The organism is Nitrospirillum bahiense (assembly GCF_007828025.1).
Taxonomy (GTDB): Bacteria; Pseudomonadota; Alphaproteobacteria; order Azospirillales; family Azospirillaceae; genus Nitrospirillum; species Nitrospirillum amazonense.
In genome coordinates this window covers 57,104-74,968 of record NZ_VITO01000004.1, presented here as the reverse complement: position 1 = coordinate 74,968, position 17,865 = coordinate 57,104, and the positions used below count along the sequence as shown (strand labels likewise).

The 17,865-nt window shown below is 67.3% G+C and carries 11 protein-coding genes; 6 read left to right on the top strand and 5 right to left on the bottom strand.

The window, feature by feature from the left end; genetic code table 11:
• Positions 1-90 precede the first annotated feature (90 nt).
• Positions 91-2,232: an elongation factor G gene (gene fusA / locus FBZ88_RS07215; protein WP_145616081.1), complete on the bottom strand. Its 2,142-nt coding sequence runs from the start codon at positions 2,230-2,232 to the stop codon at positions 91-93.
• Positions 2,233-2,799: 567 nt separating this feature from the next.
• Between fusA and FBZ88_RS07210 the strand changes: the two genes are divergently transcribed.
• The 3 genes from FBZ88_RS07210 (at position 2,800) to FBZ88_RS07200 (ending at position 7,140) form a co-directional block, all read left to right on the top strand.
• Positions 2,800-4,908 carry an ATP-binding protein gene (locus FBZ88_RS07210; RefSeq protein WP_145616080.1) on the top strand — a complete coding sequence of 703 codons (2,109 nt, stop codon included), beginning with the start codon at positions 2,800-2,802 and terminating at the stop codon, positions 4,906-4,908.
• Between the two features lie 199 nt (positions 4,909-5,107).
• Positions 5,108-5,500, top strand: a complete 393-nt coding sequence (locus FBZ88_RS07205; protein ID WP_145616079.1) for a response regulator — start codon at positions 5,108-5,110, stop codon at positions 5,498-5,500.
• Entirely contained in the window at positions 5,497-7,140 is a 1,644-nt protein-coding gene (locus FBZ88_RS07200) for a diguanylate cyclase (RefSeq protein ID WP_145616078.1), read from the top strand. The genes FBZ88_RS07205 and FBZ88_RS07200 overlap by 4 nt, the downstream gene beginning before the upstream one ends.
• A 66-nt stretch (positions 7,141-7,206) precedes the next feature.
• On the opposite strand, the gene FBZ88_RS07195 is transcribed toward FBZ88_RS07200, so the two are convergent.
• The gene (locus FBZ88_RS07195; RefSeq protein ID WP_088871714.1) at positions 7,207-7,401 is read right to left on the bottom strand and encodes a hypothetical protein; all 195 of its coding nucleotides are present in this window, start codon (positions 7,399-7,401) and stop codon (positions 7,207-7,209) included.
• A 141-nt stretch (positions 7,402-7,542) separates the two neighbouring features.
• Positions 7,543-8,310 carry a 5'/3'-nucleotidase SurE gene (gene surE, locus FBZ88_RS07190; protein ID WP_145616077.1) on the bottom strand — a complete coding sequence of 256 codons (768 nt, stop codon included), beginning with the start codon at positions 8,308-8,310 and terminating at the stop codon, positions 7,543-7,545.
• 139 nt (positions 8,311-8,449) lie between these two features.
• Here surE and FBZ88_RS07185 point away from each other — a divergent pair, with 139 nt between their 5' ends.
• Together FBZ88_RS07185 and FBZ88_RS07180 are read left to right on the top strand one after the other, a co-directional pair.
• A complete protein-coding gene (locus FBZ88_RS07185) occupies positions 8,450-8,788 on the top strand; it encodes a DUF1491 family protein (RefSeq protein ID WP_145616076.1) in 339 nt (112 codons plus the stop codon).
• Positions 8,789-8,942: 154 nt separating this feature from the next.
• Entirely contained in the window at positions 8,943-10,625 is a 1,683-nt protein-coding gene (locus FBZ88_RS07180) for a methyl-accepting chemotaxis protein (protein ID WP_145616075.1), read from the top strand.
• Between the two features lie 30 nt (positions 10,626-10,655).
• Here the strand turns inward: FBZ88_RS07180 and FBZ88_RS07175 are convergent, their stop codons facing one another.
• Together FBZ88_RS07175 and FBZ88_RS07170 are read right to left on the bottom strand one after the other, a co-directional pair.
• Positions 10,656-13,793: an efflux RND transporter permease subunit gene (locus FBZ88_RS07175; RefSeq protein WP_145616074.1), complete on the bottom strand. Its 3,138-nt coding sequence runs from the start codon at positions 13,791-13,793 to the stop codon at positions 10,656-10,658.
• Positions 13,790-15,049 (bottom strand): efflux RND transporter periplasmic adaptor subunit, encoded by a 1,260-nt coding sequence (locus FBZ88_RS07170; protein WP_145616073.1) that lies wholly within the window; start codon positions 15,047-15,049, stop codon positions 13,790-13,792. Before FBZ88_RS07170 ends, FBZ88_RS07175 begins: the two co-directional genes overlap by 4 nt.
• A 484-nt stretch (positions 15,050-15,533) precedes the next feature.
• On the opposite strand from FBZ88_RS07170, the gene FBZ88_RS07165 reads away from it, so the two are divergent.
• Positions 15,534-17,801, top strand: coding sequence for a TonB-dependent receptor (locus tag FBZ88_RS07165; protein ID WP_186464257.1), 2,268 nt, complete (start codon positions 15,534-15,536; stop codon positions 17,799-17,801).
• Positions 17,802-17,865: the final 64 nt, after the last annotated feature.

Below are 17,865 nucleotides of genomic sequence, written 5' to 3'. Positions count from 1 at the left end.
CCCTGCGCCCGTTTCCCACATCGCGAGAAAAAGAAACGGCCGCCCCGGGTGGGGCGGCCGCTCTTATACTCTCTGCCTTTGAAATCAGGCTCAGGCGGCCTTGCCGCTCTTCGCGATGATTTCGTCGGCCACGTTCTTCGGCACCGGGTCGTAGTGCGAGAACTCCATGGTGTAGGAGCCGCGACCCGAGGTCATGCCGCGCAGCTGACCGATATAACCGAACATTTCGGACAGCGGCACGTGGGATTCGACGGCGATGTTGTGGCCACGCTCCAGCTGACCCAGCACCGTGCCGCGACGACGGTTGATGTCGCCGATCACGTCACCCAGGTAATCGTCCGGAACCACCACTTCGACCTTCATCACCGGCTCCAGCAGGATCGGACCGGCGGTCCGGATGCCTTCGCGGAAGCAGGCCTTGGCGGCGATTTCGAACGTCAGGGCGTTCGAGTCCACTTCGTGGTACTTACCGTCCAGCAAGGTGGCTTCGAAGTCCACGGTCGGGTAGCTGGCGAGGACGCCGTCTTCCTTCTGGACTTCCAGGCCCTTGCCCACCGACGGGATGTATTCGCGCGGCACGGTGCCGCCGACGACCTTGTCCACGAAGGTGAAGCCGGCGCCGCGTTCCTTCGGCTCGAAGCGGATCTTCACTTCGGCGAACTGGCCCGAACCACCGGTCTGCTTCTTGTGGGTGTAGGTGTACTCGACGGTCTTGGTGATCGTCTCGCGATAGGCCACCTGCGGACGACCCATCACACCTTCCACGCCGAACTCGGTGCGCATACGGTCGAGCGTCACTTCCAGGTGCAGCTCGCCCATGCCGCGCAGCAGGGTCTGGCCGGTGTCGCGGTCCGTTTCCAGACGCAGGGACGGGTCCGCGCGGACCATCTTGCCGATGGCGGCGCCGAACTTGTCCTGGTCGGCACGGTTCTTCGGCTCCACCGACACGCTGATGACGGGGTCGGGGAAGCGCATGCGCTCCAGCACCACCGGGGCGGTGGCGTCGCACAGGGTGTCGCCGGTATCCGTCTCGGCCAGCGAGACGAAGGCCACGATGTCGCCCGCGCGGGCTTCTTCCAGGTCGTTCGCTTCCTTGGCGAACATTTCCACGATACGGCCGATGCGCTCACGCTTGCCGCGGGTGGTGTTCAGCAGGGAGGTGCCCTTGGCGACGACGCCCGAGTAGACGCGCACGAAGGTCAGCGAACCGTACTTGTCGTTGATGACCTTGAAGGCCAGGCCGGCGAAAGGCTCATCGTCCGACGACTTGCGCTCGCCGTTCGGGTTGCCGTCCGGGTCCACGGTCTTGATGGCCTCGACGTCCGTCGGCGACGGCAGGAAGGCGACGACCGCGTCCAGCAGCTGCTGCACGCCCTTGTTCTTGTACGAGGAACCGCACAGGACCGGGGTGAAGTCGCCCTTCAGGGTGCCGAGACGCAGGCATTCCTTCAGCACGGCGGGGGACGGCTCTTCACCGGACTCCAGGTACTGCTCCATGGCCGCGTCGTCCTGCATCAGGCAGGTGTCGATCAGCTCGGCGCGGTACTCGCCAACCTTGCTCAGCAGCTCACGGTCGTAGGCGTTGGTGATCTTCAGCTTGTCGGCCAGGTCGTCGGTGACGTCCCAGATTTCCCACTGGCTGTCCTTTTCCTCGGAGAACCAGACGTAAGCCTTCATCTCGACGAGGTCGATCATGCCCTGGAAGTTGTCTTCCGAGCCCAGCGGCAGCTGGATGACGGCCGGGGTGGCGCCCAAGCGCTTGCGGATCATGTCCACGCAGCGGCTGAAGCTGGCGCCGGAACGGTCCATCTTGTTGACGTAGCACATACGCGGAACATTGTAGTTGTCCGCCAGGCGCCAGTTGGTCTCGGTCTGGGGCTCCACACCGGCCACGCCGTCGAACACCACCACGGCGCCGTCGAGCACGCGCAGGGAACGGTTCACCTCGATGGTGAAGTCCACGTGGCCTGGGGTGTCGATCAGGTTGATCTTCTTGTCCTTCCAGAAGCAGGACACGGCAGCGGACTGAATGGTGATTCCGCGCTTCTGTTCCTGTTCCAGATAGTCGGTCGTGGTCGACGACTTCAGGTCCTTGGTGTCATGAATATCGACGATCGTGTGCTTGCGACCCGTGTAGTACAGGATGCGCTCAGTGGTCGTCGTCTTGCCGGCATCGACGTGGGCGATGATGCCGATGTTGCGAATGTCGTCCAGCGGTGTGCTGCGGGGCATTAGAGGGCTCCGTCGTCCAACGTCCGGTGCAAAAGAATGAAGCCGGCGCGGGGGATGTTCAAAAACGAGCGCGGGCCCTGAAAGGACCCGCATGAAAAAAGGCCGGGGGGTCGACGGCACGCCGCATTACCTCCCGGGCGGGCGGATATCTAGCGCGTTCCGCCACCTTTTCCAAGGGCTCATGCGGCATGTCACCCCTGAGCAGGGGAGATTCACGCGCATGGCGGGGGCCTTCCCCCGTTGCCTGCCCGATTCCGCTGGGCGGCACGCCGGGACCGGGGCCGGATCCAGCGCAACCCGGCCCCAATCCGGCCCCCGGCCCGGTATGGTCTAGGGCTAAAGTAGCGCCCCAGTTCGCGAAATCCTGACCAAATGCATCCTTGGTGATCGTGCGCGAACGGCGTGGAATCACCGCTCGGCACGACGCGGCCCCAGCCCCCCGGGGCCGGCGCTCCGCCTACCCGCAATGGGTGCCCCCATAGTGGAATTGTTAACGATTGGCGGGCAAGCCTGCTTGTCAGCCGCACCCCATGACCGGGGGTGCCCCGGACGGCAAGACGAAAGCGGATGATCCTGGCCCCCAACGCTCCTGCCCACAGCGGTACCGAAAGAACAAGTCCCCAGGAAAGCGCCCGGCCGTCCCCGGACGCGACCATTGCCGACGCGCACGCCGCCGGCGCCGACATCCCCATCCCACCCGACGAAACCCCGGCGCGCGCCCTGCAGGGCCTATCCATTCCCCGGCGCCTCTTCCTGGCCTTCACCCTGCTGTTCGTCCTGGCGGCGGCGGTCTGCCTGTGGGGCATGCGCAGGATCGACGTCATCGTCAGCACCACCCGTGACAGCCAGCAGGCCCTGGCCGTCATCCAGGCGGTGGAGGCGGTACGCACCACCATGCTGGACCAGGAGACGGGCCTGCGCGGCTATATCGTGGCGGGCGACCCCACCTTCCTGGAGCCGACCCGCCAGGCCATGCAATCGCAGGAAAGCCGCCTGGCAAGGCTGGAGGCGCTGGTCCAGAGCGACACGGACCAGCGGCGGCGGGTGGACACGCTGCGCGCCGAGGTGCGCGATTGGCAGGACGGATACGCCAACCCCACCCTGACCATGGCCACGGACCCCACGACGCGGGCCCTGGCCCGCGACCAGGCCCGGGCCTTGGGGGGTAAGCGCTCAATGGATGCGGTGCGCAGCACGCTGGACGCCATCGCGACGGCGGAACGCGAGATGCTGGACCAGGATCTGGTGCGCCAGCAGAACGCCCAGTCGGAAGGGGCGCAGGGCATCCTGCTGGGCGGTCTGATGATCGTCGCCACCGCCATCGGCATCTGGGTACTGCTGTCGCGCAGCCTGGTGCTGCCCATCATGGCCTTGACCACGGCGCTGCGCGGCATCGCCCGGGGCGACACCAGCGTCACGATCACCGGTGCCGGACGCAGCGATGAGCTGGGCACCATGGCCCGCGCCCTGCAGTCGCTGAAGGAACAGCAGCAGGCGCGCGAGCGCCAGCGGGCGGAGCGCCAAGCCCTGGAACGCCGCATGCTGGCCACCGTGCAGGAAAGTCGTGAGCGGCTAGACAGCATCCTGAACAGCCTGGAGGACGGCGTCCTGACCATCAACGAGGCGGGCGTCATCCTGTCCGCCAACCGCGCCGGCGCCACCATGCTGGGCCGCGACGTGCGCCAATTGCTGGGCCTGCCGGTGGACGACTTCCTGACCTTGCCCAGCCTGGCCGGGGCCAGCGCCGCCGCCAGCGCCGTGCTGGAAGAGGCGGCCGGCACCCTGTGGCTGCCCCTGGCGCTGGAAGGGAACCGCCCCCGCGAGGTCGAGGTGCGCGGCGAGGAACGCCGCTTCCCAGCGGAACTGACCGTCACCACCACCCAACTGGATGACCGCCCCCTCTATACCCTGGTGCTGCGCGACATCACGCACCGCAAGGAGGTGGAACGCATGAAGGACGCCTTCATCTCCACCGTCAGCCATGAATTGCGCACGCCGCTGACCTCCATCCACGGGTCCATCCGCCTGGCACTGGGCATGCCGGACGCCCTGACCGGACAGGCGCAGAACCTATTGCGTATCGCCGACCGCAACAGCGAGCGGCTGATCGCCATCGTCAACGACCTGCTGGATATCGAGCGCATTGAATCCGGCACCCTGGACCTGAAGGCGGACAAGCTGGACCTGGCGGAATTGGCGGCGGAGACGGTGGCCACGCTGCGTCCCATGGCCGAGGAACACACCATCACCCTGCGCCATACTTCCGCCGGCCCCCTTCCCGTGGTGGGCGACCCACGACGCCTGCGGCAGGTGCTGGCCCACCTGGTGTCCAACGCCATCAAATATTCCAACCCGGGCGGCGGCGTCACCGTGCTGGGCGAAGTGGAGGATGGCCGCGTCCGCCTTTCGGTGCACGACAACGGTCCCGGCGTGCCAGACTGGTTCAAGCCGCGCCTGTTTCAGAAATTCGCCCAGGCGGACTCGTCGGACAGCCGGCAGAAAGGCGGCAACGGCCTGGGCCTGTCCATCGTCAAAGCCATCGTGGAGCGCCACGGCGGGCACATGACCCTGACCAGCCACCCGGGCGATACGGAATTCGTGCTGACCCTGCCATCCCGGCGCACCGACGCCCGGCCCGACGCCCTTGAGGGCGCCCAAATCCGCTCTCCTCCCTGAACGCCACCTCGGCGGTCCGGCAGCCTGTGGCCGGCTGTCGCCCGAACTCCATTTGCGCCCGTTGGCCCCGGCGGCTACCCTGGTGCGCATTGTAGCGCCACGGGGACGCTGTCGTGTCCCTCCAAAGACGGGGACGCTGTCGTGTCCCTCCAAAGACCATGACACCCAAGTCCATCGCACACGACCACCGCGAGGCAGCATGGCCGAGTCACTGAACCGCATCCTCTATGTCGATGACGAGCCGGACATCCGCGCCATCGTCGAACTCAGTTTGCGCCATGTCGGCGGCTTTGACGTGCAGATGGCCGAATCCGGTGCCCGCGCCCTGGAAATCCTGGATGGCTGGGCGCCCCAACTGATCCTGCTGGACGCCATGATGCCCGGCATGGACGGCCCCACCACGCTGGCCGCCATCCGCCAGCGCCCGGCCCTGGCCGGCGTGCCCATCGCCTTCATGACCGCCAAGGTGCAGCCATCCGAGGTGCAGAGGTTCAAGGAAATCGGCGCCGTGGGCGTGATCGCCAAACCCTTCGACCCCATGAGCCTGCCAGACACCGTGCGTGAACTGTGGGGTGGTGCCGGCCCGACATGATCCAGGACACCCCGCCCATCATGCCGAACCTGCCAGCGGATCTGCTGGCGCGGTTACAGAAAATCCGCCAGGACTTCATGGCCGGCCTGCCGGATCGCATGGCGCAAATCCGCCACGCGGCCGAGGGGCTGGAAGGCCTGGAGGGCGACGCCGCCACCGCCACCCGCGCCGACCTGGCTCGCCACGCCCATTCCCTGGCCGGCTCCGGCGCCACCTTCGGCCTGCCGGACCTGAGCGTCGCCGCCCGCGCGCTGGAGGAGGTGATCAACCAGACCGGGGCCATCTCCCCGTCGGTGCTTCGTACCGCCATCGACGGGCTGGAGCGAGCCATCACCGGCACCGCCCCGTCCGCCCCCGCCGCCGATGCCCTACCCACCGCCCCCACCCTGTCCAGCGAGGGGCCCTACCGTTCCGTCTACCTGATGCAGGCCGACGGCGCGGGGGCGGACGATCTGGCCGACATCCTGGCCGCCTACGGCTATGAGCTGACCGCCTTCCCCGATGGCGACGCCCTGACCGCCGCCGTGGCCGATGCGGCACCGGAAGCGATCATCCTGGACATCAACCCGCGCGGCATGATCCCCAGCGTCACGCGGATGACGGACGCCAAGGGACGCAAGATACCGACCCTCGCGCTGTCGTCCGCCACCGGCTTCGCCGCGCGGCTGGCGGCTGCGCGGGCCGGTTGCGACGCCTATGTGGTGAAGCCGCCGGACGCCAACGCCCTGGTCGACCATCTGGACCGCCTGACGGAACGTGACCCCGACCAGCCGCTACGCATCCTGATCGTGGACGATGACGCCACGCTGGGGGCCTATTACGAGATGGCGCTGCAGTCCGCCGGCATGCAGACGCGGCTGGTGACCGACCCGCTGCAGGCGGTCGAAGCCCTGTACGACCACAACGCCGACCTGATGGTCACCGACCTCATCATGCCCCAGTGCACGGGCTTCGAACTGGCGTCGGTGCTGCGGCAGTATGATGGCCTGCTGGCCCTGCCCATCGTCTTCCTGACGGCGGATCTGGACGCGGAGACGCACCGCTCCGCCGTGCGCACGGGCGTCGATGCCTATCTGACCAAGCCCATCGATCTGGGCGACCTGGCGGAGACCGTGCGCGCCCGCGCCCGGCGGGCCCGCCAGTTGAAGGCGCTGATGGTGCGCGACGGCCTGACCGGCGCCTACAACCACCCCATGATCCAGGATTTGCTGGCGACCGAGGTGGCCCGCGCCCAGCGTGACGGAACGGACCTGTCCTTCGCCATGCTGGACATCGACCATTTCAAGAAGGTCAACGACCGCTACGGCCATGGCGCCGGCGACCGCGTCATCAAGGGCCTGTCACGCCTGTTGCAGCAGCGGCTGCGGCGCAGCGACATGATCGGGCGCTATGGTGGCGAGGAGTTCGCCGTGCTGATGCCTCAGACCAAGGCCCAGGACGCGGCGGAGCGGCTGAACCTGTTGCGCCAGCAGTTCAGCGAAATCCCCTATGTGCACGGCGACACCCAGTTCCAGGTGACCTTCTCCGGCGGCGTGGTAGGGTTGAAACCTGGGCTGGACGCCAAGGCCCTGAACCTGGCTGCCGACGCCGCGCTCTATCGCGCGAAGAACGCCGGCCGCAACAGGATCGAACTCGGCTGAACGCCGGAGCCATGAGACGCCGTTTCATGGCCTGGTTCCGACCGCGCCCAGCATTTGGTGGGAAACTTATCTCACAGGCGCGGTGACGACCTTGGCCGTGGTGCTGACCGCGGTGCCGGCCACGTCGGCCGCCGTGCCCACGGCGGTGCCGGCGGCATCCACCACGACGCAGCCGCTGAGGGCACCCAGCGCCAGGCCCAGCACCAGCACGCTTCTGCCCACCCGGTAAATCTTTCCCTGGAACAACGACACGCCCGACATGGCGAAACCCCTTGGCTGGCCTGGCTTCCCGTCCGATCCGGGAAACCTGGGGGCCGGCCGCCGGCCCCCTTTCCCTTTATACGAAAGCAAAAGGCGGGCCAGGGTGGTCTCTGTCAGGCTATGCCGTCTGGGCCGGTTTGGTCAGGCTATGCCTTCCGGGGCGGTCATGTCGAAGCCCAGGGGCGTCACCGACACCAGGCCATGCTTGAGCGCGCCGGCGTCGGTGTCCGGGCCCAAGATGGGCATGTGGCGGCGGAGGGCCATCCAGTAATAGGTGCCGCCGCGCATGTCGGCCCGCGGTTCCACGTCGATGCGGTCCAGGGTGCCCCGGCTCTGCCGCGTCAGCACCACGTCGCCCACGTCCGCCGCGTCCACGTCGGGAAAGTTCACGTTCAACACGGCATTGGTGGCAACCCGCAGGTCCAGCGCATAGTCCAGCGACCTGGCGAAGACCGCCCGCGCCGTGTCCCAGCGCATCTGGCCGCCCTTGGCGAAGGATTGGCTGAAGGCGATGGCCGGAACGCCCAACAGGCGCGCGGTCAGGGCCGCCGCCACGGTGCCCGAATAGGGCACCTCGTCGCCCACATTGGCGCCCCGGTTTATGCCGGACAGCACGATGTCCGGCGGATTGTCCTTCAGCAGGTGGCGCAGGCCGAAGATGGCGCAGTCGCTGGGCGTGCCGGTCAGGGCGTAGCGGCGTTCCCCCCGTTCCTCCACCCGCAGGGGCGTGGTCAGGGTGACGGCGCGCGACATGCCGCTCTGGTCCTTCTCCGGCGCCACCACCCAGACCTCCTCCGCCACCCCGGCCACCAAGTCGGCCAGCAGGGCCAGGCCAGGCGCGTTGATGCCGTCGTCGTTGGTGAGCAGCACGCGGCCCAGGCGGCGGGCGGGCGGGACGGATGACGTCATGACTCTGGCCTCGGGAGCGGTGGAACCCTATAGATACGGGCGCACCTTTCCGGGCGGCGGCGCGGATGGCAAGCCGCAATATCGCGCCCGCTCCGCTTTGACCGCTTTTCTCGTTCAACCCTTCAGGAACCCCGGGACCATGTCCGATGACCGGCTGTCCACCTCCCTTTGGGTCCAGTTGCATCTGCGCCGCTGCGCCGCCGACAGCATCCCCGTCTACGTCCTGCGCAAGGGCGAGGCGGAGAGCGGGCTGATCCTGCTGAAGGTCGTCATCCCCTTCCAGGGCGCCAAGGTCTACACCCAGAGCCGCGACATGGATGGCAAGCTGGGCTGGTTCCCCGGCCTGAACGGTGCCCAGGTGCCGGAATCCGAAGCCGACGCTTTCATCGAGCGGGCCACCCGCCGCGATCCCGACCTGTGGGTGATCGAGGTGGAAAGCCGCGACGGCAGCCACCCGTTCGAAGGCAAGGTGATCTGAGCCCTAGGTGCCCCCTGCCCGGATCAGACAAGCTCCGACGGAATTCGCATGCCGTATATTTAAATTATTATTTACAAACCGACCCGCCAACCTTGAACAAGGCATCTGAATCGCCCTAATTCCCCTTATAAAACAACCCATAAGGGAGAGCGGCATGCCAAGATCCGTGAGTGTCAGGGTTAAAATCCTGGCGGCCGTCCTTTTGCCGGTCGCCGCGATGATCATCATCGCCATTCTGAGCACGTTCCATGAGCGCACCCTGATGCTGGAAGGCCGCAAGGAACAGATGGTGCGACAGGTCGAGTCGGCAACCAGCCTCCTGGCCTATTATCACGACCTGTCGAGCAACGGAAAACTCAGCGAAGCGGAGGCGTTGGAGCGCGTGAAGACGGACATCCGCGCCATCCGCTTCGCCAACGGCAATTACATCTTCGTCTACAGCGATACCGGGATCGCCCAGGTCGTCGGTCCCCAGCCGCAGATGGAGGGCAAGGACCTGATCGACCTCAAGGATCCGAACGGCGTTCCGTTCATCCGGCTGTTCATCGAGGCGGCGCGGGCCGGCGGCGGGGACGTGGCCTACGCCTTTCCCCGCAAGCAGGGCGATGCGCCCGTGCCCAAGCTGGCCTCCATTCGCCCCTTCGCCCCGTGGAAGCTGCTGGTGGGCGCCGGTGTCTACATCGATGACATCGACACCCTTTTCCATAAGCGCCTAATGACCTACGGCACCGCCCTGGCGATGGTGAGCCTGGCCATCCTCGGGCTGTCGCTCTACCTGGTGCGCACCATCACGCACCCGCTGGAGGCGATTACCGATGCCATGGTGCGCCTGACCGATGGTGACCGGAATATCGCCATCACTCACGCCGCGCGGGGGGACGAGATCGGCAAACTGGCGCGGGCTCTGACCGTGTTCCGCGACAGCCTGATGGAACTCGACCGGAAGGAGCAGGAACGGCGGGAGGCGGCCGGCCGCGCCGCCGCGGCGCTGAAGTCGGAGCGCGAGGCCATCGCCAACACCTTCCAGCAGAGCGTCATGGGCCTGATCCAGCGCAGCGCGGAGGCGGCCAACGAAATCCACCACACCACGGAGACGATGAGCGACGTGGCCGACCGGGCCAGCATCCAGGCCCGGGACGCCGCCACCGCCGCCGGACAGGCCAGCACCAATGTGCAGACGGTAGCGGCCGCGTCGGAGGAGCTGTACGCGTCCATCAGCGAGATCAGCCGCCAGGTGGCGGACGCGGCCGGCATCGCGGTCGAAGCGGCGGACCAGACAGGCAAGATCAACACCATGATGCTGAGCCTGTCGCAATCGGCAGGCCGGATCGGCGAGGTGGTTCAACTGGTGGCCGGGATCGCCAGCCAGACCAACCTGCTGGCCCTGAACGCTACCATCGAGGCGGCGCGCGCCGGCGAGGCGGGCAAGGGCTTCGCTGTGGTCGCCAGCGAGGTGAAGACCCTCGCCACCCAGACGGCCAAGGCGACGGAGGAGATCACGGCCCAGGTCGCCGATGTCCAGCAGGAAACGGCGCAGGCCGTCGCCGCCATCCGCACCGTCAGCGGCGTCATCGACCAGATCCGCACCATTTCGTCCGGCATCGCGGCGGCGGTCGAGGAACAGGGCGCCGCCACCCGGGAAATCGCCCGCAACGTCACCGAAGCGGCCAGCGAAACCCAGGAGATGAGCGCCAACATCGGCGGCCTGACCGAAGCGGCGGCGACCACAGGATCGGTGGCGCAGAAACTGCTGTCCGCCTCCAGCGACCTCGCCCGCAATGCCGAACGCATGCGCGGCGACGTGGACAATTTCCTGCGCGGCATCCGCGCCGCCTGAGGCGCCGGAGGGCCAACGCGGCGGGGGCCCTTACTCCGCCGCGTTGGCGCGGCCGTCGGTGTTGGCGGGGACCAGGCGGCGGGCCGCGCGGCGGGTCTTCTGGCGGTGCAGCTGCCGGTCGATCCAGCGGCTGAAATCCTCCATGTAGAGGTACAGCACCGGAGTGATGTAGAGCGTCAGCATCTGCGACACCACCAGGCCGCCGACCACGGCCACACCCAGGGGCTGGCGCAGCTCGGCGCTGGCGCCGGAGGCGAGCGCTATGGGCAGCGTGCCCATGAGGGCGGCCATGGTGGTCATCATGATGGGGCGGAAGCGCAGCAGGCAGGCGCGATAGATGGCGTCCTGCGGCGCAGCACCCTCGCGCCGCGCCTCCAGCGCGAAGTCGATCATCATGATCGCGTTCTTCTTCACGATGCCGATCAGCATCAGCACGCCGATGATGGCGATGACGCTGAGGTCGAAGCCGAACAGCATGAGCGAGCCCACCGCCCCCACGGCCGCCGAGGGCAGGCCGGACAGGATGGTCAACGGATGGATGAAGCTTTCATACAGCACGCCCAGCACGACGTAGATGACCAGCACCGCCGTCAGCAGCAGCAGGCCCTGGTTGGCCAGCGCCTGCTGGAACACCTGGGCCGTGCCCTGGAAACTGCCCGTGATGCTGTCCGGCATGCCGATGTCGCGCTGTACGCCCTCGATGGCCGTCACGGCGGCCCCCAGGGAGACGCCCGGCGTCAGGTTGAACGACAGGGTGACGGCCGGCAGCTGCCCCTGGTGGTTCACGCTGATGGGGCCGGAGGTGCGGTCGATGCGGGCCACGGCCCCTAGGGGGATCAGCTTGCCGCTGTCGGAACGGATGTAGATGCGATTCAGCACGTCCGCCGATTTCTGCGCCTCCGGCGACAGTTCCAGGATCACCTCGTAATCGTTGGTCGGCGTATAGATGGTGGAGATCTGGCGCGTGCCGAAGGCGCTGTAGAGGCTGGAACGCAGGTTTTCCGCCGTCAGGCCCAGCATGTAGGCCTTGTCCAGGTCGATATGGATGGAGGCGTTCTGGCCGGACAGTTGCAGGTCGCTGGTCACGTCCTGCAACTGCGGCATCCGCGCCATCTTCTGCATCAGCCGGTCCGACCATTGGTACAGCTGCGGCTGGTCCAGGCCCTGCAGCGTATACTGGTACAGGCTCTTGGACTGGCGGCCGGAGACGTTCAGGTTCTGCACCGGCTGGAAGAAGACGTTGATGCCGGGGATGTCGGCCACGTCCCGGCGTAAACTCTGCAGCACCGCCTCCATCTTGGGGCGGTGGGCGCGGTCCTTCAGCGACATGAAGACACGACCGGCGTTGGTGACGTTGCCGCCACCGCCGACGGAGGAGATGAAGGTCTCCACATAGGGGTTCTTGGCCACCGCCGCCGCCACCTGCTGCTGCAGGGCGATCATGGCGTCGAAGGAGATGTCCTGCCGAGCTTCGGTCTGGGCGAAAATCTGGCCGTTATCCTCGGTGGGGAAGAAGCCCTTCTGCACCTGCTGGAACAGCACCACGGTGCCGACCAGGGTGGCGAAGAACACAGCCACCACCACGCGGCGGTGGGCCAGGCACCAGGTCAGGGTGCGGTCGTACCCCCTGAGCCAGGCCTGGAACCCCGCCTCCGTCACCCGCTCGAACCGGTTGGGCTTGGCATGGTGGTCATGGTTGATGAAGCGGCTGCACAGCATGGGCGTCAGCGTCAGCGACGTGATGGCCGAGGCGGCGATGGCCAGGGTCACCGTCACCGCGAACTCATGGAACAGCCGGCCCACCACGCCGCCCATCATAAAGATGGGGATGAACACCGCCACCAGCGACAGGGTGATGGACACGATGGTGAAGCCGATCTCCCGGCTGCCCTTCACCGCCGCCTCGAACGGGCTCATGCCCTCTTCGATGTAGCGGACGATGTTCTCCAGCATGACGATGGCGTCGTCCACCACAAGGCCCACCGACAGGGTCAGCGCCAGGAGCGAGATGTTGTCGATGGAAAAGCCGAAGGCCTTCATGGCGCCGGCGGCGCCGATGAGGGAAATGGGCACAGCGATGCCGGGGATCAGCGTGGCGCTGACCTTGCGCAGGAACAGGAAGATGACCATGACCACCAGGCCGATGGTCAGGATCAGCGTGAACTGCACGTCCTCCACCGCCGCCCGGATGGACAGCGACCGGTCGATCAGCACGCTGATGTTGATGGACGGCGGCAGGCTGGCCTTGAAGGTGGGAATGACCCGCTTCACCGCGTCCACCACCTCCACCGTGTTGGCGTCGGGCTGGCGCTGGATGGCCAGGACGATGGTGCGGGTGCCGTTGAACCAGCTGGCGGTCCGGTCATTCTCCACCCCGTCGATGACGCTGGCAACGTCCCCCAGGCGCACCGGGGCGCCGTTGCGGGTGGCGATGACCAGGTGGGCGAAGCTCTGCGCGTCGAACAGCTGGGTGTTGGTCTCCAGGATCAGCTGCTGGGCCGAGCCGGAGACGACACCGACGGGAGAGCTGGAATTGGCGGCGACGATGGCGTTCTGCACCTCATCCACGCCGATGCCGCGGGCGGTCAGCGCCTCTGGGTTCAGGCGGATGCGCACCGCGAACTTCTGCGCCCCCCAAACCTGCACCTGCGCCACGCCGCTGAGGGTGGACAGGGCGGGGCTCAGCAGGGTTTCGGCGTATTCGTCCACCTGGCTCAGCGGCAGGGTGGCGCTGCTGAGGGCCAGCAGCAGCACCGGCTGGTCGGCCGGGTTCACCTTGCGGTAGCTGGGCGGGGTCGTCATCTCGATGGGCAGGCGCCGCTGTACCCGCGACAATGCCGCCTGCACGTCCAAGGCGGCACTGTCGATGTCGCGGTCCAGATTGAACTGGATGTTGACGTTGGTGCTGCCCTGCACGCTGCTGGAGGTGATGCTCTCGATACCGGCGATGGTGGAGAACTCACGCTCCAGCTGGATGGCGACGGAGGACGCCATGGTGTCCGGGCTGGCGCCCGGCAGGCTGGCCGACACGCTGATGACGGGGAAGTCCACGCGCGGCAGGGCCGCAACGGGCAGGTATTTGTAGGCCAGCACACCGCTGAGGATCAGGGCCGCGGTCAGCAGGACGGTCATCACCGGCCGGCGGATGCAAAGCTCGGAAATGTTCACGTGCGCGCCTTTCCGCTGGCCTGCACGGCGCCTGCGCTGGGATTGGCGCTGTCGGCCTCGACCCCGCCCCCTTGCCCGCCCCCTTGCGTGGCCGGGCGTTCCACGATCTTGGCACCGGGCACCAGGCGCAGCTGGCCTTCGACCACCACCCGCTCACCCGCCTCGACGCCGCTGGCGATGACGGCGCCTTGCTCGGCAAAGCGCCCCACCGTCACCGGGCGCATGTCCACCGTGTCGTCGGCCTTGACCACGAAAACGTAAGGGCCGGCCTGGCCGCGCTGCACCGCCACCGCCGGCACGGATAGCACGTCGGGCTCCATGCCCAGGTGCAAGGTGACGTCCACGAACTGGCCCGGCCACAGGGCACGGTCCTTGTTGTCGTACAGGCCCTTCAGCTGAATGGTGCCGGACTGCGCGTCCACGCTGTTGTCGATGAAGACCAGGCGGCCGGTGGCGGCGACCAAGCCGTCGGCGGTCTTGGCCGAGATCAGGGGCGGCCGGCCGGATCGCAGGGCCTGACGCACCGCCGTCACATGCTTCTCCGGCACGGTAAAGGCGACGTTGATGGGCGCCACCTGCACCAGGGTGGTGAGGGTGGAGCCGCTGTCGCTGCCCTTCACCAGGTTGCCGGGGCGCAGCTGGATGCTGCCCACCACCCCGTCGATGGGGGAGCGGATTTCGGTGAAGGCCACGGTCAGGCGCGCCTGATCCACCGCCGCCTGATCGGCCAGCACCGTGGCCTCCTGCGCCTTGGCGGTGGCCGACGCCTGCTCGTTCTGCTGCATGGAGACGGCACCCCGCGCGAACAGGTCGGCGTTGCGCTTGGCATCGGACCGAGCCTGGCCCAGGTTGGCTTGGTCACGGGCCAGGTTGGCCTCCGCCTGCATCAGGGCGGCCTTGGCCGGGCGCTGGTCCAGCAGGAACAGCAGGTCGCCGGATTTGACCTCCTGCCCCTCCTCCACCTTCGCTGCCATCAGCTGGCTGTCGATGCGGGCGCGCACCTGCACGGTGGAGATGGGCTGCACCGTGCCCACGGCGGCCACATCGATGGGCATGGCGCCGCGCCGCACGCGCGCCGTCACCACCGGCACCGGGTCACTGTTGTTATTGCCAGGACCACGCTTGCCCGGCGTGGCCGAGGCCTCCGCCCCAATCCCGGATGTCCCCGCCCCGGACTTGGCGTCCCACACGCGGTAACCGCCGTAGGCGGCGACCAGGATCAGGGCCAGCGCGGCGGCGGCCGTGCGACGATTCATCGGGACTTCTCCGGGAACGAACGGGTACGGGCGACATCGGGACCGGTGGCATCATGGGGCAAAACGGTGACAGTTGCCTTAACGCGGTTGAAAACGACGCCAGCCGCCGCCCGTCGGACGGCGGGCATCACGCCCAGCCCTGTCAGCCCACGCGCCGGCATCTGCGACCCAACCCCACGCCTTGTCCGCACGACCGCCGCCCCCACACCCAAGCAGGCAAAACGTCGCGGATCCCGGTTTTGCAGTCTTATAAGATATACAGCAGCCCCAGGCATTATCCTTAAAGTCTGAGGCCCGTCCCCAGGGCGTAATGGCCTGCACGGCCGGCGGGACCGGGAGCCCGGCGCCGGCCCCCTTTGGCGGGACATACCGCCCATCTCCGGCCGCGGCGCGTTCATGCCTTCGCAGCCTGCGGCGGATAGGGTACACCGGCGCCGTTTTCCCACATTTCCGCATTCAAAGACCTGAGGAGGCTTCTGAAACGATGCGCCGTCTGCTGCTGCTGTCCACCATCCTGGCGGGTTCGCCCATCCTCTCGGCTTCGGCCGCCCTGGCCGCAGACGTTTCGTCCTCCTATACCGCCGACCATACCACCGGCCGACATACCGACGACCCCCATACCACCGGCGGGCAGACACCCGCCTCCGTGGGTCCCGCCGCCGACAGCGACTCTCCGCTGGACCAGATCATCGTCACCGCCACCCGCCGGGCCGAGGCCCTGCGCGACGCGCCCGCCAGCGTGTCCACCGTGTCGCGCGACGAGTTCGAGCAAAAGGGTGTGCTGTTCATCGGCGACGAACTGACGGACCTGCCGGGCGTGCTGGTGTCCAAGAACGACATGGGCACCTACACCTCGATCACCCTGCGCGGCGTGCCCAGCAAGGTGCACAACGACACGCTGGTGGTGATGATGGACGGCATCCCCTACGTCACCGGGGATGACGAGGTTGACCTGGAACAGCTGCCCTACAGCGCGGTGGGCCGGGTGGACGTGGTGCGCGGCCCCATGTCGGCGCTATACGGCCGGGGCGCCATCAGCGGCACCATCAACTACCTGACCCGCGAGGTCACCGACGAGACCAAGGGCGAGGTCACCCTGCAGGCCGGCAGCGACGGCTGGCTGCACGGCGACGCCCTGCTGCAGACGCCCACCGTGAAGGGCGGCGCCCTGCTGCTGAACGTGGGGCATGAGCGGGGCGACGGCTGGCGCGACCGCACCGGCCGCAACGAGACCAACCTGTTCCTGAAGCACCAGCTGGACATGGGCGATGCCGGCCGCCTGACCGTCACCGCCACCTGGGTGGACACCCGCCAACAGCTGGCCGGCGAACTGCCGGTGGACAGCCGGGGTGAGCTGGTCAACCTGCCGGGCGGCCGCGAGGCGAACTGGAACGAGGACAACGCCGGTTTCTACAAGCGCATGGCCACGGCCACGGCGACGTACGAGCGTGACTTGGCCGAGGGCCTGGTGGCCACCACCAAGCTGCACGTCCGCCAGGCCTTGACCTCCGCCCTGCAGGGCTTCGCCAACGAGTACGATCCCAGCGCCGGCTCGGTCACCTTCACCGGCTTCCGCGTGGACGGCAACACCATCACCGGCTACGGCGAACAGCAGCTGTCCTGGACCCACGGGCCCTGGCAGGTGCTGGGCGGTGTCAGCGCGGAGCAGGTGCGCGCCCATCATACCGAGCATTGGACCGGCCAGTTGGACGACACCTACTACTACGGTGAACAGCGCAGCATCCTGACCGGCCAAAACATCGATACGGATGAGTGGGTGACGGACACCCAGCTGAACGCCTATGGCCGCGAGCGCGCCTACGCCGCCTATCTGCAGGTGGACCGGACCTTCGGGCCCGTCACCCTGGACCTGGGCGGGCGCTATGACTACTTCGAGCGGCATGTCGTCTATGGCGACACCACCAGCGGCGGGCCCAACGGCACCATCACGCCGGGCGGCACCGCCTATGACGACAACGCCCACTTCAGCCCCAAGGCCTCGGTCACCTGGAAGGTGACGCCCGAGGTCAGCGCCTATGTCGCCTATGGCCAGGGCTTCTCCGCCGCCTTCGGGCCGCTGTGGTCCTTCCGCACCCGTCAGACCGGCCTGAACCCGGAACTGGCGGACAATGTGGAGGCCGGCGTGAAGGGCGACGCCTTCGGCGGCCTGCTGTCGGGCAGCGTCACCGTCTATCGCCTGCAGCGCCACGACCTGCTGCAGGTGGTGGAGGTCAATGGGGTGCCGCAGACCTTCAACACGGGTGAGCAGCTGTCACAGGGTGTGGAACTGGCGGGCAGCGCCAAGTTGGACGCCCTGGTACCCCACCTGTCGGCCGACGTCACCTATGGCTATACCGAAGCCTACTGGCTGAACGACCGCTTCGTGGAAAGCGACACGCTGATCCAGCGCGACTTCACCGGCAAGCGGGTGCAGGGCGTGCCCCGGCACACGGGCAGCGTGGCCCTGAACCAGGGTATCCCAGCATTGGGCCTGTCGGGCAAGCTGTGGGTGGAGATGTTCGGCGACTATGCCTACGACAGCCAGAACAGCCGCGTCAGCGGTGGCTACGCCCTGTGGAACACCACCTGGACGTGGACGCCGCCCCATCAGGACACAGTGGATTTGAGCCTGACGGTGCGCAACCTGTTCGACCGCAAGGTGAACCTGATCGAGGCCGACGACAACGGCCCGCTGGGCGCCTTCCCCCAGCCTCCGCGCCAGGTCCTGGGCACGGTCAAGGTGCGGTTCTAGGCAGCCTTATGTTCTTATGTGAAAGGGGGTCATCCGGGAAACCGGGTGGCCCTTTTCTTATGGC